This window comes from Martinezella sp. CNPSo 3890, assembly GCF_057784455.1.
The window spans coordinates 1145779-1165855 of record NZ_JBXSOR010000001.1 but is presented as its reverse complement, the minus strand read 5'-3'; the positions used below and the strand labels follow the sequence as shown (position 1 = coordinate 1165855).

Annotated in this window: 19 protein-coding genes; 2 read left to right on the top strand and 17 right to left on the bottom strand. The window is 58.8% G+C overall.

The window, feature by feature from the left end; translation table 11 throughout:
* Positions 1-123 precede the first annotated feature (123 nt).
* The 14 genes from lipA to AC13RC_RS05680 form a co-directional block, all read right to left on the bottom strand.
* Positions 124-1095 carry a lipoyl synthase gene (gene lipA, locus AC13RC_RS05745; protein ID WP_488556679.1) on the bottom strand — a complete coding sequence of 324 codons (972 nt, stop codon included), beginning with the start codon at positions 1093-1095 and terminating at the stop codon, positions 124-126.
* A gap of 36 nt (positions 1096-1131) precedes the next feature.
* Entirely contained in the window at positions 1132-1380 is a 249-nt protein-coding gene (locus tag AC13RC_RS05740; protein WP_037201967.1) for a GlsB/YeaQ/YmgE family stress response membrane protein, read from the bottom strand.
* Positions 1381-1449: 69 nt separating this feature from the next.
* A complete protein-coding gene (locus AC13RC_RS05735) occupies positions 1450-1704 on the bottom strand; it encodes a GlsB/YeaQ/YmgE family stress response membrane protein (protein ID WP_069612110.1) in 255 nt (84 codons plus the stop codon).
* Between the two features lie 55 nt (positions 1705-1759).
* Positions 1760-3205 (bottom strand): dihydrolipoyl dehydrogenase, encoded by a 1446-nt coding sequence (lpdA, locus tag AC13RC_RS05730; RefSeq protein WP_488556678.1) that lies wholly within the window; start codon positions 3203-3205, stop codon positions 1760-1762.
* 52 nt (positions 3206-3257) lie between these two features.
* On the bottom strand, positions 3258-3896 hold the full coding sequence (locus AC13RC_RS05725) for an SGNH/GDSL hydrolase family protein (protein ID WP_488556677.1): 639 nt from the start codon (positions 3894-3896) through the stop codon (positions 3258-3260).
* A gap of 18 nt (positions 3897-3914) precedes the next feature.
* Positions 3915-4592, bottom strand: coding sequence for a hypothetical protein (locus tag AC13RC_RS05720; protein WP_488556676.1), 678 nt, complete (start codon positions 4590-4592; stop codon positions 3915-3917).
* A 65-nt stretch (positions 4593-4657) separates the two neighbouring features.
* Complete coding sequence (locus AC13RC_RS05715; protein WP_488556675.1) at positions 4658-5173, bottom strand: Panacea domain-containing protein; 516 nt, start codon at positions 5171-5173, stop codon at positions 4658-4660.
* A complete protein-coding gene (locus AC13RC_RS05710) occupies positions 5170-6531 on the bottom strand; it encodes a pyruvate dehydrogenase complex dihydrolipoamide acetyltransferase (RefSeq protein ID WP_488556674.1) in 1362 nt (453 codons plus the stop codon). Before AC13RC_RS05710 ends, AC13RC_RS05715 begins: the two co-directional genes overlap by 4 nt.
* Positions 6532-6546: 15 nt before the next feature.
* The gene (locus AC13RC_RS05705) at positions 6547-7926 is read right to left on the bottom strand and encodes a pyruvate dehydrogenase complex E1 component subunit beta (protein ID WP_488556673.1); all 1380 of its coding nucleotides are present in this window, start codon (positions 7924-7926) and stop codon (positions 6547-6549) included.
* 16 nt (positions 7927-7942) lie between these two features.
* Positions 7943-8986 (bottom strand): pyruvate dehydrogenase (acetyl-transferring) E1 component subunit alpha, encoded by a 1044-nt coding sequence (pdhA, locus tag AC13RC_RS05700; RefSeq protein WP_113333724.1) that lies wholly within the window; start codon positions 8984-8986, stop codon positions 7943-7945.
* Positions 8987-9143: 157 nt separating this feature from the next.
* Positions 9144-9455 (bottom strand): FtsB family cell division protein, encoded by a 312-nt coding sequence (locus AC13RC_RS05695; RefSeq protein WP_113333723.1) that lies wholly within the window; start codon positions 9453-9455, stop codon positions 9144-9146.
* Positions 9456-9672: 217 nt separating this feature from the next.
* Positions 9673-10947 (bottom strand): phosphopyruvate hydratase, encoded by a 1275-nt coding sequence (gene eno / locus AC13RC_RS05690; protein WP_095434816.1) that lies wholly within the window; start codon positions 10945-10947, stop codon positions 9673-9675.
* 148 nt (positions 10948-11095) lie between these two features.
* Entirely contained in the window at positions 11096-11935 is an 840-nt protein-coding gene (gene kdsA, locus AC13RC_RS05685) for a 3-deoxy-8-phosphooctulonate synthase (protein ID WP_113352583.1), read from the bottom strand.
* Positions 11932-12819: a VOC family protein gene (locus AC13RC_RS05680; RefSeq protein ID WP_145320161.1), complete on the bottom strand. Its 888-nt coding sequence runs from the start codon at positions 12817-12819 to the stop codon at positions 11932-11934. Before AC13RC_RS05680 ends, kdsA begins: the two co-directional genes overlap by 4 nt.
* A gap of 419 nt (positions 12820-13238) precedes the next feature.
* Here AC13RC_RS05680 and lexA point away from each other — a divergent pair, with 419 nt between their 5' ends.
* Positions 13239-13961 carry a transcriptional repressor LexA gene (gene lexA / locus AC13RC_RS05675; RefSeq protein WP_112338327.1) on the top strand — a complete coding sequence of 241 codons (723 nt, stop codon included), beginning with the start codon at positions 13239-13241 and terminating at the stop codon, positions 13959-13961.
* Here lexA and AC13RC_RS05670 read toward each other — a convergent pair.
* Positions 13942-16410 carry a ComEC/Rec2 family competence protein gene (locus AC13RC_RS05670; RefSeq protein ID WP_488556760.1) on the bottom strand — a complete coding sequence of 823 codons (2469 nt, stop codon included), beginning with the start codon at positions 16408-16410 and terminating at the stop codon, positions 13942-13944. The genes lexA and AC13RC_RS05670 overlap by 20 nt on opposite strands.
* Before the next feature lie 290 nt (positions 16411-16700).
* Here AC13RC_RS05670 and gltA point away from each other — a divergent pair, with 290 nt between their 5' ends.
* Positions 16701-17990 carry a citrate synthase gene (gene gltA, locus AC13RC_RS05665; RefSeq protein ID WP_015339806.1) on the top strand — a complete coding sequence of 430 codons (1290 nt, stop codon included), beginning with the start codon at positions 16701-16703 and terminating at the stop codon, positions 17988-17990.
* Between the two features lie 25 nt (positions 17991-18015).
* On the opposite strand, the gene lpxB is transcribed toward gltA, so the two are convergent.
* Both lpxB and AC13RC_RS05655 read right to left on the bottom strand, forming a co-directional pair.
* Positions 18016-19197, bottom strand: coding sequence for a lipid-A-disaccharide synthase (lpxB, locus tag AC13RC_RS05660; protein ID WP_488556672.1), 1182 nt, complete (start codon positions 19195-19197; stop codon positions 18016-18018).
* Entirely contained in the window at positions 19194-20075 is an 882-nt protein-coding gene (locus tag AC13RC_RS05655) for an LpxI family protein (protein ID WP_488556671.1), read from the bottom strand. The genes lpxB and AC13RC_RS05655 overlap by 4 nt, the downstream gene beginning before the upstream one ends.
* Positions 20076-20077: the final 2 nt, after the last annotated feature.

Sequence of the window (20077 nt, the reverse complement as noted above, 5' to 3'; positions counted from 1 at the left end):
TACCGGTGACAAACGGCGGCGTGTTCCCTAGGCCGCGTCAATGACAAAGAGATGACAGCGCGAACAAAAACCGCGACACAATCGCCGCGGTTCTTTCGAATGCCAAAATGAATCTTGTTCGGTTTATTCGGCGGCCAGCAGCAGCTTCTTTTCGCGAGCAGCGCGCAGCCGCTCGAAATCATCACCGGCATGATGGGACGAGCGCGTCAGCGGGCTGGAAGCGACCATCAGGAAGCCCTTGCTGTAGGCCACCGTCTCATAAGACTTGAACTCTTCCGGCGTGACGAAGCTCATGACCTGATGATGCTTGCGCGTCGGCTGCAGATACTGGCCGACAGTCAGGAAGTCGACGTCAGCGGTGCGCAGATCGTCCATCAGCTGCAGCACTTCATTCCGCTCCTCGCCGAGACCGACCATGATGCCGGACTTGGTGAACATGGTGGGGTCCAGTTCCTTGACCCGCTGCAGGAGGCGGACGGAGTGGAAGTAGCGCGCGCCGGGGCGAACCGTCAGGTAGTTGCCGGGCACAGTTTCCAGATTGTGGTTGAAGACGTCCGGCTTGGCGGCGACGACGCGCTCCAAAGCGCCCGGCTTCTTCAAAAAGTCCGGCGTCAGGATCTCGATCGTGGTCGAGGGCGAAGCGGCGCGGATCGCCCAGATGACTTTCTCGAAGTGCTCGGCGCCGCCGTCTTCCAGATCGTCGCGGTCGACGGAGGTGATGACGACGTGGCTAAGGCCCATCTGCTTGACGGCCTTGGCGACGTTTTCCGGCTCGGCCATGTCGAGCGCGTTCGGTTTGCCGGTCGCGACGTTGCAGAAGGCACAGGCGCGTGTGCAGATCTCGCCCATGATCATGAAGGTGGCGTGCTTCTTATCCCAGCACTCGCCGATATTCGGGCAGCCGGCTTCCTCGCAGACCGTGACGAGCTTGTGCTCCTTCACGATCGAGCGGGTCTCGGCATAGCCCTTCGATGTCGGCGCCTTCACGCGGATCCAGTCCGGCTTGCGCATGACTTCCGTATCCGGCCGATGCGCCTTTTCCGGGTGTCGCACGCGCTTTGCGTCCGGGTTGATCGTGTCGAGAATCGTGACCATGGAACGTCTACTTTCCGCCGCTTGAAATGCGGCCCTTCATCGCCGAGCGAATTTGGCGAGGAATATCAGAATGCATGCACCGATGAAACCGGTGATGAAAAAGCCGAGCCGGCCGCCGGGAACGCCGACATGCAGGGCCACCATCAGCGCCGCAGCCACGACCGAACCGGCAATGCCGAGAATGATGTTCAGGATGATGCCATAACGCGCATCCATCAGCTTGCCCGCGAGCCAGCCCGCAAGACCGCCGATGATGATCAGACCCAGCCAACCTACGCTTTCCATCAAACCCTCGTTCGGGCGCCCTTCAGGACAGTTCCGTCGGGCATCGCCTTGCGTCTTAATGATGATGCTCTAGGCGATCAATCTCGCCAAGAGCACCACGATGATTGCGCCGACCGTGGCATGGATGATCTCCACCACAAGCGCATTTTCAATGCCGAGCGATATCCCGAAATAATGGAACAGGAAACCGCCCACGAAAGCGCCGATCACGCCGCTCACCAGACAACTGATGAGCCCGCCTCCTCCAACGATCAGGCTCGCGAGAAAACCCGCGACCAGGCCGATGAGAAGAAAGACGATCCAACCTTCCGCCGTGATAGACATGTTGATTTCCCTTCCTGTTTTCCACCCCTTGGATAAAGGGCATGGCAGGAAATTATCAAGCGTTCAGCACCCGGCCGTAGGCGTCCAGTACGGCTTCCTTCATCGTTTCCGAAACGGTCGGATGCGGGAAGATCGTGTGCATCAGCTCTTCTTCCGTCGTCTCCAGATTCATGGCGACGACGAAACCCTGGATAAGTTCGGTAACCTCGGCGCCGACCATGTGCGCACCCAGAAGTTCGCCGGTCTTCTTGTCGAAGATGACCTTGCAGAGGCCCTGATCCTCGCCGAGAGCGATCGCCTTGCCGTTGGCAACGAAGGAGAACCGTCCGACGCGGATATCGCGGCCGAGTTCCTTGGCCTTGGCTTCGGTCAGGCCGACGGAGGCAACCTGCGGCTGGCAATAGGTGCAGCCCGGAACCTTGCCCTTGTCGGTCGGATGAACATTCGGCAGACCGGCGATCTTCTCGATGCAGACGACACCCTCGTGCTCGGCCTTGTGGGCGAGCATCGGCGGGCCGGCAACGTCGCCGATGGCATAGATGCCGGGAACGTTGGTCTGGCCGTAGCCGTCGATGACGACGCAGCCACGGTCGGTCTTCACGCCGAGCGCCTCGAGGCCGAGATTCTCGATGTTGCCCTGTACGCCAACCGCGGAGATCATCCGGTCAGCAACGATCTGCTGAACCTTGCCGTCTTCCGTCTCGACATGAGCGGTGATGCTGTTGGCCGCCTTATCGACCTTCGTGACCTTCGCCTTGGTGAAGATCTTCAGGCCGCGCTTTTCGAGCTGCTTGCGAGCGATGCCGGAGATTTCGGCATCTTCAACCGGCATGATCGTCGGCATGACTTCGACGACGGTAACGTCGACGCCCATGGAGCGATAGAAGCTCGCGAATTCGATGCCGATCGCGCCCGAGCCCATGACGAGCAGCGACTTCGGCAGGAAATCCGGCTTCAACGCTTCGAAATAGGTCCAGATCAGCTTGCCATCCGGCTCGATGCCGGGCAGTGCACGCGGACGGGCGCCGGTCGCGACGATGATGTGCTTGGCGGTGTAGGTGCCCTCGCCCTTGACGTTCTTCGGCACCGGATGCTGCGGCTCGACGACAGGCTTGGTCGACTTGCCGACGACGATCTCGCCGGGCTTGGTGATCTTAGCTTCGCCCCAGATCACGTCGACCTTGTTCTTCTTCATGAGGAAACCGACGCCTTGATTGAGGCGAGCGGAGACGCCGCGCGAGCGGGCAACCACGGCCTTCACATCAGCGCTCACCTTGCCTTCGAGAACGAGGCCGTAATCCTTCAGATGGTTGGAATGGTCGAGAATTTCAGCCGAACGGAGCAGCGCCTTCGTGGGAATGCAGCCCCAGTTGAGGCAGATGCCGCCCAGGTGCTCGCGCTCGACGATCGCGGTCTTCAGGCCAAGCTGGCCGGCGCGCACGGCGGCGACATAACCGCCCGGGCCGGAGCCGATGATAATGACGTCGTAATTCTCAGCCATGTGTTTCCTGCCTTAATCGTGGCGGCGGATCGGAGCCGGCGCCTTAAATCTATTAGAGACCGAGCATCATCCGCACGATCGGCTCGAGGCCGCGACCGAGCGCCCGGGTGTTTTCCGCATCGAGATGGACGCCATCGAGCGGCGTGGTGACGGCGACCGTATTGGCATCGAAAAAGCCACAGCCCAGTTCGTCTGCCAGATCGCTGTAGAGCGTCGGCAGCTTGCTGGATTCCTTGACCGCGCCCAGAAAACTGGCCGCAAAAGCGGCATTGGCTGTCTCGGTGATTGCCGGCGGGGCGACGATGAGGATATCGGGCACCTCGTAGTCGAACCCCCAGGCGTGATTGCGCACCAGTTGGACCAAGCGGCTGATGCCCTGCAGAGCGGCAAAGGCCGAACCGGCGACGACCGGCTTCATGTCGTTGGTGCCGAGCATGATGATGACGAGATCGAGCGGATTGTGGGTCTGCAGGATCGTCGGCAGGATTCTCGCGCCATTGCGGTCGCAATCGGCGAGATGATCGTCAAACGCCGTCGTGCGGCCGTTCAATCCTTCCGGGATCACCCGCACCTGATTGCCGAGCGCCTTTTGCAAGACACTCGGCCACCGATCTTCATAGGCATGACGGCCGACCGTTTCGGCACTGTAGCCCCATGTCAGCGAGTCGCCGTAACACAGAATCGTTTTCAAACTCGATCACCTAACCAATTAATCGGGAGGACGCCGGAACAAATCCGCTGTGAATTCTCCCGGGTATTCGGGCAACTGATACCCGGCCAAAACTGCCGCATCGAAGAACTTCTCAATAATCGACTCGAACTCCTCAACGCTAATCATCTTTGGAGTGAGCCCCCTATAGATGGTTGGATGTCGAACTTTAGAACCATTGCGGCTGCTTAAATCAAAGACAACGGGCTGCGGGTCATTTGGGTCATCTACGCAATGTTCCTCATAGGCCGCACGCGCCAAAAAAGCCAAATCATCAGATGTTAAAACCTGTCCCTTGCGAGGATTAATGATGTGTGCTTCCGCTCCATACGTTTTCGAAAAAGAAATCCCTCTGATTGAGGATTTAAAGCTCAACCCTAAGACGTCTCTTACCGTTTGGGGAAAATGATACCATTTGCCAATGTCTGCATATTGATCACGCAGCACCTTCATTGCTTCAATCAAAGTGCTTGATTTCCACCAACCTTCAATTTCTGCGTCTGTGACTGAGCGAGCTGCAACCGCGCTCACCCGTCTCCAAAGCGGGTCATATGACATAAAACCGGTTCCGACCAAGCGCTCTCGGAGGGAAACAGCTGTTCGTCCGACATCCAAATTGCGTACATCAGGAACTGCAAAACGCACGATATCTAAAGATTCAAATGTCTTACTGACCATTCTAGACAACTCCAGTAAAGCGAATCAGATGATTCCATATGCGTCGAGTTCCCATGCGATGCAAGTTAATGCGTTGCTTTCCCCCCATACTTGTTCACAAAATGTTCCTTTATCAACAGATCACCAATACGCTTAGAACGCCAAGTATCGGGAAGGCCTTGCTTCGCAAGGTCCCATGGACCGCCCTGTTCATGGCTTTCATTTACGAGCCACCAAACATCTTTCTCGGCAAAATACTCGGCAGCCCTTCTCATAGAATTGGAAGCGAACTTTTCTACGTCCAGGCAATCGACGACTCTCGTCTGACTAGAAGAGTAGTCAAAGTACACAAGCAACCGATCAACGGGTCGATCTACCCAATCTTTCAGTCGATGGTATAACGAAGCAACTACCGGACCGTGATCCCAACACTCAAAGTGGTTCCGAATAAGAGGAATACCTTCGCGAGCAAGAACCACTCCATGAAGGAAATAAATAATTTTATTAACCTTCATATTAGTCAGGCAATACTGGTTGCTGTCAAAATTTGACAACAACCAATTCGCTACGGCAGAGGCTTCAAAAGCCTCCTCCTTAATCACACCAGCATCCCCATCGGATTTTCGATGTAGCCCTTGAAGGCTGCCAGAAGCTCGGCACCGAGCGCACCGTCGACGGCGCGGTGGTCGGTCGACAGCGTGACGGTCATCACGTTGGCAATCACCATTTCGCCCTTCTTGACGATGACGCGCTGCTCGCCCGCGCCGACGGCCAGGATGGTCGCATGCGGCGGGTTGACGACGGCGGCGAAGTTCTTGACGCCCATCATGCCCATGTTCGACACCGCAGTCGTACCGCCCTGATACTCCTCGGGCTTCAGCTTGCGCTCCTTGGCGCGCTTGCCGTAGTCCTTCATCTCGTTGGAGATGGTGGAGAGCGTCTTCTGCTCGGCGCTGCGGATGATCGGCGTGATCAGACCACCCGGAATGGAAACAGCAACGCCGACATCGGCATGCTTGTGCTTGACCATGGCGCTGTCGGTCCAGGAGACGTTGGCATCCGGAACGTCGCGCAGTGCCAGCGCCAGTGCCTTGATGACCATGTCGTTGACCGAGAGCTTGTAGGCCGGCACGCCGTCCTTCGACTTCGGAGCAGAATCATTGAGCTGCGTACGGAGCGCCAACAGCGCGTCGAGTTCGCAATCGACCGAGACATAGAAGTGCGGGATCGTCTGCTTGGATTCCTGCAGGCGCTTGGCGATGGTCTTGCGCATGCCGTCATGCGGCACGAGCTCGTAGGAACCCTGCTCGAACAGCTTGAGGACGGCGTCGTCGGACATGCCCTTCGGCGCTGCCGGAGCAGCAGCTGCAGCCGGCTGAGCAGCCGGTGCTGCTGCAGGCGCAGCCTTGGCCGTACCGCCGGAAACGGCAGCTTCGATATCCTTCTTGACGACGCGGCCATGCGGGCCGGTGCCGGAAACTGCAGTCACATCGATACCGGCTTCCTTGGCAAGGCGGCGTGCGAGCGGCGAAGCGAAGGTGCGATGACCCTCGTTTGCCGCCGGAGCCGATGCAGCGGGAGCCGGAGCGGGCGCGGCAGGAGCCGAAGCGCTTGACGGAGCCGGGGCCGCGGCAGGTGCTGCTTCCGCCTTCGGAGCTTCCTTGGCTGCCGGGGCAGCAGCGGCGCCAGCGCCGGATGCTGCAGCCGCGACATCTTCGCCATCGGCGGCGAGCACGGCGATCAGGGCATTGACCTTCACGCCTTCGGTGCCGGCGGGAACGACGATCTTGGCGACGGTGCCCTCATCGACAGCCTCGACTTCCATCGTTGCCTTGTCAGTCTCGATCTCGGCGATGACATCGCCGGACTTGATCTTGTCGCCTTCCTTGACCAGCCACTTGGCGAGGTTGCCCTCTTCCATGGTCGGCGAGAGGGCAGGCATGGTGATGTTGATAGGCATCGATGAGCCCTCCCCTTATTTGTAGCAAACGGCCTTCACCGCATCGACCACTTCGGCGACGCTCGGAAGCGCCAGCTTTTCGAGGTTGGCGGCGTATGGCATGGGTACGTCCTTGCCAGCGATCGTCAGGATCGGCGCATCGAGATAATCGAAAGCCTGCTGCATGACGCGGGTGGCGATTTCCGTGCCGACGGAGGACTGCGGATAGCCTTCCTCGACGGTGACCAGGCGGCCGGTCTTCTTGACCGATTCGATGATCGTCGGAAGATCCATCGGGCGTATGGTGCGCAGATCGATGAGTTCGACATCGATGCCCTGGGCTTCCAGCTCGGCGACGGCCTTGGTGGCATAGGTCATGCCGATGCCGAAGGAGACGACAGTAACATCCTTGCCCGGACGGTGGATGCGGGCCTTGCCGATCGGCAGTACGAAATTATCCAGCTTCGGCACATCGAAATGCTGACCGTAGAGAATTTCGTTTTCAAGGAAGATGACCGGGTTCGGATCGCGGATGGCAGCCTTGAGCAGGCCCTTGGCGTCGGCTGCCGTGTAGGGCATGACGACCTTAAGGCCCGGAATGTGGCTATACCAAGCGGCATAATCCTGGCTGTGCTGAGCGCCGACGCGGGCAGCAGCACCGTTCGGGCCGCGGAAGACGATCGGGGCGCCCATCTGGCCGCCGGACATGTAGAGCGTCTTGGCGGCGGAATTGATGATCTGGTCGATCGCCTGCATGGCGAAGTTGAAGGTCATGAACTCGACGATCGGGCGGAGGCCGGCCATCGCAGCCCCGACACCGATACCGGCAAAGCCGTGCTCGGTGATCGGGGTGTCGATCACGCGGCGTGCGCCGAATTCCTGAAGCAGACCCTGGGTCACCTTGTAGGCGCCCTGATATTCGGCGACTTCCTCACCCATGACGAAGACGTCCGGATTGGCGCGCATTTCTTCGGCCATGGCATCGCGCAGCGCTTCACGCACCGTCATCGACACCATTTCGGTGCCGGCCGGAATTTCCGGATCGGCAGGAGCAGCGGTCTTCGGCTGAGCCGGAACCGGTGCAGCAGCCGGTGCCGGCGCAGCAGGAGCCTCGGTTTTTGCCGGTTCGGCGGCAGGTGCAGCCTTAGCGGACGAAATGGCGTCGGCGGATTCGCCGTCCTGCAACAGGATGGCGATCTTGGTGTTGACCTTGACGCCTTCGGTGCCGGCGTCGATCAGCAGCTTACCGATCGTGCCTTCGTCGACGGCTTCCACTTCCATGGTGGCCTTGTCAGTTTCGATTTCGGCAATGACGTCACCGGAAACGACCTTGTCGCCTTCCTTCTTGAGCCATTTCGAAAGGGTACCCTCTTCCATCGTCGGAGAAAGGGCGGGCATGAGAATGTCGATGGGCATAGTGTCCCTCCCCGATTTAGAGCAGAATGTCGGTGTAGAGCTCGGATGCATCCGGCTCAGGATCGTTCTGGGCGAAATCGGCGCTGTCTGCGACGATGTCGCGGACATCCTTGTCGATATCCTTCAGATCGTCTTCGGTTGCCCAGCCCTTTTCGAGCAGGCGGATACGGACCTGCTCGATCGGGTCGTGCTCGGAGCGCATTTTCTGCACTTCATCCTTGGAACGGTACTTCGCCGGGTCGGACATGGAGTGACCGCGGTAGCGGTAGGTCAACATTTCCAGAATGATCGGGCCCTTGCCGGAGCGGCAATGCGCAACGGCTTCGTCAGCCGCAGCCTTGACGGCGCGAACATCCATGCCGTCGACCTGGATGCCGGGAATGCCAAAGGACGCACCGCGCTTGGAGAAATCGGCCTGCGCGGTGGCGCGAGCGGTCGAGGTGCCCATGGCGTAGCGGTTGTTTTCGATCACGAAGATCACGGGCAGCTTCCAGAGCTGCGCCATGTTGAAGCTTTCGTAGACCTGGCCCTGGTTGGCGGCGCCGTCACCGAAATAGGCGACGCTGACATTGTCATTGCCGCGGTACCAATTGGCAAAGCCGAGACCGGTGCCAAGCGAAACCTGGGCGCCGACGATGCCGTGGCCGCCGTAGAAATTCTTTTCCTTGGAGAACATGTGCATGGAGCCGCCCTTCCCTCGGGAATAGCCGCCCTGGCGTCCGGTGAGCTCGGCCATGACGCCACGGGCGCTCATGCCGGTCGCCAGCATATGGCCGTGGTCGCGATAGCCGGTGATGACCTGATCGCCATCCTTCAGCGCCATCTGCATGCCGACGACGACAGCTTCCTGACCGATGTAAAGGTGACAGAAGCCGCCGATGAAGCCCATGCCGTAAAGCTGGCCGGCCTTTTCTTCAAAGCGGCGGATCAGGAGCATCTCACGATAAGCCTTGAGCTCCGCATCACGATCGAAATCTGCGATCGGGCCGCCATTGGTTTCCTTGGCAGGCCTTGATGCTGTCTTACGGCTGGAAACGGTCGCGTTTTTTCGCGGCGCCATTCAACCCTCCCTGTGTGAGTAGCCTCGTTTTATGGTGAGGCGTAACATAGGGAAGATTGCCCGCCACAGCAATGCTATAATTGCATGGCTCATATTCTTCGCAAGTCATTGATATAACTTACAAAAACGCGATTAACCGAAATTCGGTTAATTATGGCTATTTGTTGAAGATGACGATCTCGTTCGCTTTGGAATAGGTCAACTGATAGCGCGCATATTGATCCAGCATATCCTTATCCAGAGAGCCGTCACTCAACAGCGCGACCTCCTTTTCAAGGTGTTCGCGCTTGGCGACGAGATCAGCCAATTCCTTGGCGCGGTCGAGGCGGCGCTGCTCGAAAACTTCGGTCGCCTTCAGGCCGTAATCACCATGAATGCAATGATAACCGAAGTAGCTCACGAAAGCGATGGTGATGGCGGGAAGGATGAGACGGCCGAACCTTCTCTTCTTATGATACTTTGTCCACATACTCGCTCGTCACGCTCTGGCTTTACGCGATCTCCCAAAGCCAATGCGCTTCGAACAAGATCACATCAAATCAAACACCTAGAGCTAATTTAACCCGCAGAGATTAACCGTCCGTTGACTCTAACAGTCGGGACCAACAAAAAACCGCGCCCGAAGGCGCGGTTCAATCCAAGTAATAATTTTGCCGTGGATCCGGATGGATCCGACAGGTCAGATATCAGCCACGAAGGATGGAGCGGCCGGCATATTTTGCCTGTGGGCCGAGCGCTTCCTCGATGCGGATGAGCTGGTTGTACTTGGCAAGACGGTCGGAACGCGACAGCGAGCCGGTCTTGATCTGGCCGCAGTTGGTGGCAACGGCGAGATCGGCGATCGTGGAATCTTCCGTTTCGCCCGAGCGGTGCGACATGACGGCGGTGTAGTTGGCCTTGTGTGCGGTTTCGACGGCGTCGAGAGTTTCGGTCAGCGAGCCGATCTGGTTGACCTTGACGAGGATCGAGTTGGCAACGCCCATGCGGATACCGTCGCGCAGGCGAGCGGAGTTGGTGACGAACAGGTCGTCGCCGACGAGCTGGGTCTTCTTGCCGATCAGGTCAGTCAGGGTCTTCCAGCCTTCCCAGTCGTCTTCAGCCATGCCGTCTTCGATCGAAACAATCGGGTACTTGGCTGCGAGTTCTGCGAGGTATTCAGCCATGGCGCCGGATTCCAGCGTGCGGCCTTCGCCTTCGAGAACGTACTTGCCGTCCTTGAAGAATTCGGTCGAGGCGCAATCAAGGCCGAGAGCGATTTCGTCGCCCGGCTTGTAGCCGGCCTTTTCGATTGATTTCATGATGAAGTCGAGAGCTGCCGGCGCGCTGGAAAGGCCGGGTGCGAAACCGCCTTCGTCACCGACGTTGGTGTTATGGCCCTGCGATGCCAGTTCCTTCTTAAGCACATGGAAAACTTCCGAACCCATGCGGACAGCTTCGCGGATCGAGTCAGCGCCGATCGGCAGGATCATGAATTCCTGGAAGTCGATCGGGTTATCGGCATGGGCGCCGCCGTTGATGATGTTCATCATCGGAACCGGCAGCAGGCGGGCATGAGCGCCGCCGACATAGCGGTAGAGCGGCAGGTTGGCGCTCTGGGCAGCAGCCTTGGCGACGGCCAGCGAGACGCCGAGGATAGCGTTTGCACCAAGGCGCGACTTGTTCGGCGTGCCGTCAAGCTCGATCATGATGTTGTCGAGCTGGATCTGGTTTTCGGCGTCCATGCCGCCGATGGCGTCGAAGATTTCCGAATTGACGGCTTCGACGGCCTTCTCGACACCCTTGCCATGGTAGCGCTTGCCGCCGTCGCGAAGCTCGACGGCTTCATGCGCGCCGGTCGACGCGCCCGACGGAACCGCCGCGCGGCCCAAGCTGCCATCTTCGAGGTAGACATCGACCTCGACAGTCGGATTGCCACGGCTGTCGAGTATCTCGCGGGCGATAATGTCGGTGATTGCGGTCATGATAGCTTCCTGCTCGCTGGTTTATAAATCGATTTAAATCGTCTTAATCGAAGGCGCGGAAATTACAATGGCGATCCGCGCCGCGATTTGGCACTCCTGCAGGCCCGTAGCGTAAATTCATGTCAGCCTGTTGAATGCCGGCTACGTTTCAAGCCTTGGCGATGGCGTCGAAGGCCAGCAGCTTCTCCAGAAGCCGTGGCATATCCTTCAAATAGACCATGTTTGGGCCGTCGGACGGTGCATTGTCGGGATCCTCATGCGTCTCCACGAAGAGACCGGCAACGCCGACAGCGACGGCCGCGCGCGCCAGCGTCTCGACGAAGCGGCGGTCGCCGCCGGTCGAGCCGCCCTGCCCACCAGGCTGCTGCACGGAATGGGTCGCATCGAAGATGACGGGCGCGCCCATCGCCGCCATGATCGGCAGCGAGCGCATATCCGAGACCAGCGTGTTGTAGCCGAAGGAGGCACCGCGCTCGCAGAGAAGAATATTCGGGTTGCCGCTGTCGTTCAGCTTGGCAAGCACGTTCTTCATGTCCCACGGCGCCAAGAACTGGCCTTTCTTGACGTTGACCACGCGGCCGGTCTTGGCGGCTGCAACCAAAAGATCGGTCTGGCGCGACAGAAAAGCAGGGATCTGCAGGATATCGACCGTCTTGGAAACGATGGCGCACTGCTCTTCCGTATGGATATCGGTCAGAACCGGAAAGCCATATTCCTTCTTCAGGTCTTCAAAGACTTCCAGCGCCTTTTCCAGGCCGATGCCACGCTTGCCTGACAGCGATGTGCGGTTCGCCTTGTCGAAGGAGGACTTGTAGACAAGGCCGATGCCCAGCTTGCCGCAAAGTTCCTTCAGGACGCCGGCAACCATGAACGCATGGTCGCGGCTTTCCATCTGGCAGGGGCCGGCAATCAGCGACAGCTTTGCAGTATTGGAAAAGAGGACCTTGGAGGCACCCTCGCCGACGGTGACTTCCGAATTCGTGCTCATATTATCTCCTCAAAGGCGAACAATGCGCCCTGACCGGGTGCCAACCTCGCCAATAGACGATTGTTCTTACGCGTATAGGTGACGCCGTTAGCAGTGAAATGCGACGATGTCACGGAAAGATCGCGCGTTTTGAAAAGGATTGCACGTGCTCTGAGCCCCGGATCATTCGTGCGAACAGGTAGATCATAGAATGCCTCCATTCCTTCCGGCGTCAAAATCTCCAGATCGGCATTGGCGGCCTTGATCGTCAGGCCAAAGGAATGCTCCATAATGCGCGGGCCACCGACAAGCTCCTCGAAGAAGCCGCGATAGGCCGCCGGCTTCGGCGCGCAAAGCGCTACCCGCGCGATACCAGTCACGCCGTTTTCGTGACGCTCGAGCACACTGCGGTCAGCCGGCAGCGGATTGATGCGCTGACAGCAGAAAGCGAGAAAATCCGGCGCGCGCAGATCGGCGGCGAAGGCAAGACGAAAACCGGCCGTGGTTTCCGTTCCATCCGGCATCTTCATGGGACGGGAGAAATCCAGCATCTGCCCCGCCGAAATCGCAGCTGCTTTGAAGCGCTCGTCATCCGCCACCGCGTCATCCGTACCGAATACCACGGCCGAAAAGCCATTTTCGCCGACCCGGAAGCGATAAGCCTGGTCACGAGCAACGAAAACGTTGCCATCCAAGATGCTCTTTTCGCACTGCTCCATCGATGCCACGCCCAGAGGCTCTAAATAGGTTTTATCGGCAAGGAAGACGCAAGCATTCTGCGTGCCAAAGGGATGGCGCGCATCTGGAGCCACTGTAAAACCGAGCTTGCCGAGGCGCTCGCGTGCCAGAGCGATATCGACGGTCGGCAGCACGAGATGATCCAGCGGATGCGGAGACGAAATCATGGCTTCTCCTGTTTGCTTGCCGAAGCAGATTTGCGCCCATCCCCCGCGCAATTCAAGATGGAAGCATGGAACACCCGGAGCACACGACATGGATCGAAGGCAATCTCGCAAACGTGATTGCTGATTCTCTGCCATGGCTGGCTCATGCAGCCGCGCGGCACGTTCATCCAAATGCTCGGCGCACGGGCTGAACGACAAAGTCTCGGAAGCGAGTAGAGCGGCATTTCTCTTATTTTTCTGCAGGTTAACGGAGACACAGCGCGCCGATGTTCGGAGCCGATCCATTCGCAAATGGTAATTATTTAACTGACCTCACAAGGCTTTACCGAAATTTAAGTACTTGCGGAACACATATGGAACATATAGTGTCCGTTCTGGATTTGTTTCACAGCTTTTCTTGATTCTGGGGTTCCAAGACGATGTTGACGCGCAAGCAGCAGGAACTGCTTCTCTTCATTCACGAACGCATGAAGGAATCCGGGGTTCCGCCATCTTTCGACGAGATGAAGGATGCACTGGATCTGGCATCGAAATCCGGTATTCATCGCCTGATTACGGCACTGGAGGAGCGGGGCTTTATCCGCCGGCTGCCGAACCGGGCCAGAGCGCTCGAAGTCATCAAGCTTCCCGACGCCTATAATCCGAGCCTGCAGCAGCGCCGCGGCTTTTCTCCGAGCGTTATCGAGGGCAGCCTCGGAAAGCCGCAGCCCGTTGCCCCGCCCGCTCCGTCGAAGGTGGCAAATGACGATCACAATGGCTCGGCGTCGGTGCCCGTGATGGGCCGCATCGCTGCCGGTGTTCCGATCTCGGCCATCCAGAACAATACGCACGACATTACCGTTCCCGCCGACATGCTCGGATCCGGCGAACATTATGCGCTTGAAGTTCGAGGGGATTCGATGATCGATGCCGGAATTTTCGACGGCGATACCGTCATCATCCGCAATTCGACGACGGCCAATCCCGGCGATATCGTCGTTGCACTCGTCGACGACGAAGAAGCGACACTGAAGCGCTTCCGCCGCAAGGGTGCCTCCATCGCGCTGGAAGCCGCAAACCCGGCCTATGAAACCCGCATCTTCGGGCCGGACCGCGTCAAAGTTCAGGGCAAGCTCGTTGGCCTTATTCGTCGCTATCACTAACCGGTGAATTGTCGACGACGGGTGACGCTGGCGCAATTGGCGCGTCGAATTTGCCAGTGCGCCAATCATAGGTTCGATGCCTGGTCCATGGACGCTGCGGGTTCTCGAATGCGGCTGAGATAATGGGCCTGTCTGCGGTAAATATCATTTCGATGGAGCCGGTTTTGCGCAATGTCTCACCGGTTATGAGCATCGCTCCGGAACGGCAGTGGTTCAGCCGCATTCGGATTGGCGTTACGACGATATTCGCCATATCGCAGGCTGAGGGTAGATAGGCTGCGTTCTCGATCGTAACCAGTATCGCGCCGTTTTCGAGGATGGCTGCGCACCATGCTCCTTTCTGGCAGGCGAAACTGCCCTGCATGGTACGGTCCAAGGCCTCCTCCATTGCGATACGGACCGCCTTCTGTTCTTCACTGTTCAATCGCTTATAACGATCTGCCTTGCCGATTTGTGGAAGTCGGCTGTCAGCCGGGAGCATGGTCGGAGGCTGATGTTCCGCCGCCACCAGTGCCTTTTGCCATTGTTCGAAAATGAAGGCCTGCGGTCTCTCGCGATTGGTCGCGAGTATATCGTCCTGGCGCAATGCGACCAGGACGCCATCTTCGGAGATCATCAGGTCGGGTTTCGGTACGCCAGATCCGAATGCCGCCAAGCCCATGGACAAGAGCGATAATAGCAGGCCCAGATGGCGAAGCCGGGTCCGTAATATGCTCATGATCAGGAAGCCGATAATGAATGTGGGCATCAGCCAGGCCGGCTGGCGACCGAAGGTGATGTCGCCTCCCCAACCAGCTACGGTTCTTGCGATCACGATAACGAGTTCCAGTCCCTCGCCGGTTACTTTCCAGAAAGGCCCGTCGAGACCGAGCGGCATGAGCAGCATCGCCGCCATGCCGAATGGCATGACGATAAAGGAGACGATGGGCATAGCAGCGAGATTGGCGGCGAGCCCATATGTCGCCAATCGGTGAAAATGCTCGATCGAGAAGATAGCCGTCGACGCGCCGCCGATGAACGAGGTCGACGTCACGCCTGCGAAGAAGCGCATGACGAACAATAGCGGACTTAATAGACGGACGCGCGGCAAAATGTTTTCGCGATGTCGCCGCCGCTTCCATAGCGAATAGCCCGACACCAGCGCCAGCGTCGCCGCATAGGACATCTGGAAACTCGGGCCGAGCACTTGTGACGGCGACAGTACGAGAATGACAATGGCAGAAAGTGCGACGTTGCGCAGACTGATCGATGGCCGATCGAAAAGCACGGCCACGAGCATGATCGCCATCATGATGAAGGCACGCTCGGCGGATACACCGAAGCCGGAGATGAGATAATAGGCCGTTACGGTGAGAAGCGCGCCGAGGGCTGCGAACTTCTTGGTCGGCCAGGCCTGCGCGACACCGGGAAACAGGCTGAACAAGTAGCGTAGGCCGATGTAGAAAATGCCGGCCGACAACGCCATGTTCAGACCGGAAATTGCAATGATATGGGTCAGACCGGCAATTCTCAGCGCTTCGGTCGTATCCTTGGAGATTGCGCGTCGCTCATCGGTGACAAGCGCTGCGGCAAAGGCGCCGGTATCTCCCGGCAAGGTTTGCCTGATCCTGTCGCCTATGCTGTTGCGCAGGCCAGCGAGCCAGATATCGGCCGCATCCAATAACGAGCCGGCCGCGTTGTCACCGGATGGCGACAGCAATTCCGGTGTTCTGTAGGCAAAGCCGTTCGCACCGATACCGTTGAAATAAGAACTGAAGGCGAAATCGTTGAGACCAAGCAAGGCCGGTCCGGCCGGCGGCGTCAACCGCGCCCTACCCTGGATGCGATCACCGAGATCGAACGGCTCCGCCTGCTTGCGCACGAAGATCGTAACCCGCTGCGGCGCGCGGCGAATGGAAGGTTTTTCCGTTGCCTCGACGCGAACGACATAGCGCCAGCGTCCATTGTCATAGGATTCCCGTCGTTCGATCTGACCGGTCACGGTCGTGGTCACGGCCGAATCGAGCATGACGGTAGAAACCCGCCAGCTCTCGCATTGCGCCAGCGCCATGCCCAGGCAAAGGAGCATGCCTGCAAAAAGCAGATGGCGAAACAGCCTGCCTGCCTCCCGCATGAGCGCAAAGCCACAGGTAAAGACCAACAGGCCTGCAAGAACAGCCTGTGGAGGCGGATCGCTGCCAGCCTTGAACCAGAAAATTGCACCAAGGCCCATATAGATCGGCGCAAGCAGGACCGCGCGACCATGGGCCGCCTCCTCTTCGATCAATCCGAAGGTGCCAAGTCGAATGCGGCTTGATACCCGCAATAGCCGGGATGTCAGCCGCGTCTGGTCCTGCGTCCGTTCCCGTCGCTGCACTTCGGCGGGCAAGATATTCGTGGCAACAACAGGGCGAGGCTGCGAGAGCGCAGCAACGTCCCCACCTTCTTTCTGCTGCTCGGATGCCTCCAAATTAGGCACTCGCCGCCGTCCTCACGCAAAACTACAGCTTTTGCGCGATTTTTGCCGTCAGCAGGCGGTGAATTCAACCAAAATCGACGCAAGCAGGGCTCAATTGGGCCGGTTTCGCCGCCTAGCATAATTAAAGGCGCTTCTGCAGTGCCCAAAAGTTGATACTGCATTGCACAATTCAGCGTTAGGATAACTTGGCATTAGGCTCGGGATCATATAGCTAGTCGGTAGTCGCTTAACCTTTTGGCGCTTTTTATGGCGTCAATCCCGCCAAATCTTGGAGGATCAGCATGACGGAACAAAGCGCGAAACTAACTTGGGGTGAAAAGACGGTGGACCTGCCGGTCAAGACCGGAACCATCGGCCCGAGTGTCATTGATATTGGTGCCCTTTATAAGAACACCTCCACTTTCACTTACGATCCTGGTTTCACCTCCACCGCGTCGTGCGAGTCGAGCATTACCTACATCGATGGCGACGAAGGCGTTCTGCTGCACCGCGGCTATCCGATCGATCAGCTGGCCGAACACGGCGATTTCCTCGAAGTTTGCTACCTCCTTCTCTACGGTGAACTGCCGACGGCAGCGCAGAAGAAGGACTTCGACTATCGCGTGACCCACCATACGATGGTGCACGAGCAGATGTCGCGCTTCTTCACCGGCTTCCGCCGCGACGCGCATCCGATGGCCGTCATGTGCGGCTGTGTCGGCGCGCTCTCCGCCTTCTATCACGACTCCACCGATATCACCGATCCGCATCAGCGTATGGTCGCAAGCCTGCGCATGATCGCCAAGATGCCGACGCTCGCCGCCATGGCCTACAAGTACCATATCGGCCAGCCCTTCGTTTATCCAAAGAACGACCTCGACTACGCGTCGAACTTCCTGCGTATGTGCTTTGCGGTTCCGTGCGAAGAATACGTCGTCAATCCGGTGCTGGCCCGCGCCATGGACCGCATCTTCATTCTGCATGCCGATCACGAGCAGAATGCTTCCACATCTACGGTTCGTCTGGCAGGCTCTTCCGGCGCCAATCCGTTTGCCTGTATCGCTGCAGGCATCGCCTGCCTCTGGGGACCGGCTCACGGCGGTGCCAACGAAGCGGCCTTGAACATGCTGAACGAAATCGGCACGGTCGACCGCATTCCGGAATTCATCGCCCGCGCCAAGGACAAGAACGATCCGTTCCGCCTGATGGGTTTCGGCCACCGCGTCTACAAGAACTACGACCCGCGCGCCAAGATCATGCAGAAGACGGCGCACGAGGTTCTCGGCGAGCTCGGCATCAAGGACGATCCGCTGCTCGACATCGCGATCGAACTGGAGCGTATCGCTCTGACCGATGAATATTTCATCGAGAAGAAGCTGTATCCGAACGTCGATTTCTATTCCGGCATCACGCTGAAGGCTCTCGGCTTCCCCACGACCATGTTCACCGTTCTTTTTGCTCTTGCCCGCACCGTCGGCTGGATCGCACAGTGGAACGAAATGATCGAGGATCCGCATCAGCGCATCGGCCGTCCGCGCCAGCTCTACACCGGCGCTCCGCTGCGCGAATATGTACCTGTCTCCAAGCGCTAAGCTTCGGTATTGAAAAAAAAACCGGTCAGAGATGACCGGTTTTTTTACGGGCTAGAACGTCCAGAACAATCTGCGCAGCCTTGTCGCCAGGCGGCTCCTCCGTCTGCATCCGTTCCCAGACCAGATCGTAGCCAGCAAGCATCGCCGCACGCTCCGGTGTGTCGCTCGACAGGCGCTCCATATAACGTGCCAGCATGCCCGGCCGCAGAACATCGTTGATGAGCTCAGGCAGTACAGCATAGTCGGCGATGAGGTTCGGCAAGGCGGCCGTCCAGATCTTGATGCGCGACAGCACGAATTTCGCCAGCCATTCCGTCTTATAGGTCGAGACGACCGGAACGCCCGCAAGCCCCAGCTCCAGGATTACGGTTCCGGAGGCTGCCATGGCGGCATCCGCCTTGGCAAAGGCACTCCATTTGGCATCCTGGCCGACGAGTATATCCGGCTTGACCTGCCAACTAGCAGTCAAAGAGCGAACCACCGCCTCCTGCCGCGGCACGGTCGGTAGCAGAAAACGAACACTATCATTTCTCCGGCTAAGTTCTTCGGTAGCCCGCTCAAAAACCGGAAGGAGTTGCCGGATCTCCGATGCACGCGATCCAGGCAAAAGCAGGATCGTCTTCGCCACATCGGCGCCGGCCAGACCGCGCAAGGCGCGCTGACGTCGCGTCTCCACAAGATTGGCATCGACCGTCAGGCGATGGCCGACATAAGTGGTTGCCGGACCGCCCAGGCGCTTCATGGCAGCAGGCTCGAACGGCAAGACGGCCAGCACATGGTCGACATAGGCAAGCATCTGCTGTGCGCGATATTCTTTCCACGCCCAGACGCTGGGGCAGACGTAATCGATAACAGGCAGATCGGGCAAAGCCTTGCGCACCCGCTTGGCAACGCGATGCGTGAAATCGGGACTGTCGATGATCACGAGCACGTCCGGCTTTGCAGCAATAATCGCATCCGCCGTCTGCCGGATGCGGGCCAGCAGCTTCGGCAATCGCTTGATGACCTGGATGAAACCCATGATCGAGAGTTCGGAATAGTCGAAGAGCGAGCGCAGACCTTGCGCCTCCAGCGCCTCGCCGCCGACGCCCATCAGCTCTACCGGACCGTCGCAGCGCCGCTTCAGGGCCGCGACGAGATCGCCACCCAGCAGATCGCCGGAGACTTCGCCGGCAACGACGGCAAGCTTCAAGGGCGCTGCGCTCACATGAAGCCCTCCGCGCTCAGGCCACGATCGATGCCGCAGACGAAAATACCGGCCTCGTCGGCAGCGGCGATCACAGCCTGGCGATCGAGGATCAAAGCTCGGCCAGCTTCGACGGCGACGCCGGCCAACCCTGCCTTCTTGGCATTCAACACCGTGGAGACACCGATCGACGGCAAGTCGGCCCGGATATCCTGCTGCGGCTTGCAGAGCTTGACGAGCACGCCGCGCCGACGGTTTGAAATGCGCCCAGCCGCGCGCAGTTCGGCAACCCGCTCGATCATCTTGTCCGTGCCTTCGGCACCTTCAAGCGCAACGACACGACCGCCGACGCTGACCGCACCCTGCCCCACATCCAGAAATCCCAGCGCATCGGCCGCCTTCGCACCCTGTGCAATATCGCGCAGATCCTCTTCCGCTGGCGAGAATTTTCCAAGCGGCCCGGTCGTCGCCAAAAGGTCGGGCGCGATTTCATGCGCGCCAACGACGCGAACGCCACCGGCTTCGATCAGGCGAATGACCATCTGCAGGACGGCATTGTCGCCGCCCGAAAGAAGCGTGCGGATGGTCGAGGGCAATTCCCTGATGACGCGCCAGGTCGGATGCACCTGCCGCCACGAAGGGCGTCGTGCGACACCGCCCGACATGACGACACGATCGACGCCATGTCGGCGGAACATCGCCTCGAGGCCAGCAAAATTGCCGACGCCGAGATTGGCGTGATCAAAGGCAGACCAATCGCGATCGGCCTCGTCGGTCAAAGCGATGATAACGGGATTTTCACCGGCCTGGCGGGCGGCGTCGGCGACGTAAACCGGCAAAAGCCCGCTGCCTGCGATGATCGCCAGTCTGCCCTTGCCGTTTTCGCTGGCCGAAACCACCC

Coding starts and splice junctions, on each gene's coding strand:
- lipA (WP_488556679.1), bottom strand. CDS start 1,095: ATGGTCACGATTCTCGACACGATCAACCCGGACGCAAAGCGCGTGCGA.
- AC13RC_RS05740 (WP_037201967.1), bottom strand. CDS start 1,380: ATGGAAAGCGTAGGTTGGCTGGGTCTGATCATCATCGGCGGTCTTGCG.
- AC13RC_RS05735 (WP_069612110.1), bottom strand. CDS start 1,704: ATGTCTATCACGGCGGAAGGTTGGATCGTCTTTCTTCTCATCGGCCTG.
- lpdA (WP_488556678.1), bottom strand. CDS start 3,205: ATGGCTGAGAATTACGACGTCATTATCATCGGCTCCGGCCCGGGCGGT.
- AC13RC_RS05720 (WP_488556676.1), bottom strand. CDS start 4,592: ATGGTCAGTAAGACATTTGAATCTTTAGATATCGTGCGTTTTGCAGTT.
- AC13RC_RS05710 (WP_488556674.1), bottom strand. CDS start 6,531: ATGCCTATCAACATCACCATGCCTGCCCTCTCGCCGACCATGGAAGAG.
- AC13RC_RS05705 (WP_488556673.1), bottom strand. CDS start 7,926: ATGCCCATCGACATTCTCATGCCCGCCCTTTCTCCGACGATGGAAGAG.
- pdhA (WP_113333724.1), bottom strand. CDS start 8,986: ATGGCGCCGCGAAAAAACGCGACCGTTTCCAGCCGTAAGACAGCATCA.
- AC13RC_RS05695 (WP_113333723.1), bottom strand. CDS start 9,455: ATGTGGACAAAGTATCATAAGAAGAGAAGGTTCGGCCGTCTCATCCTT.
- eno (WP_095434816.1), bottom strand. CDS start 10,947: ATGACCGCAATCACCGACATTATCGCCCGCGAGATACTCGACAGCCGT.
- kdsA (WP_113352583.1), bottom strand. CDS start 11,935: ATGAGCACGAATTCGGAAGTCACCGTCGGCGAGGGTGCCTCCAAGGTC.
- AC13RC_RS05680 (WP_145320161.1), bottom strand. CDS start 12,819: ATGATTTCGTCTCCGCATCCGCTGGATCATCTCGTGCTGCCGACCGTC.
- lexA (WP_112338327.1), top strand. CDS start 13,239: ATGTTGACGCGCAAGCAGCAGGAACTGCTTCTCTTCATTCACGAACGC.
- gltA (WP_015339806.1), top strand. CDS start 16,701: ATGACGGAACAAAGCGCGAAACTAACTTGGGGTGAAAAGACGGTGGAC.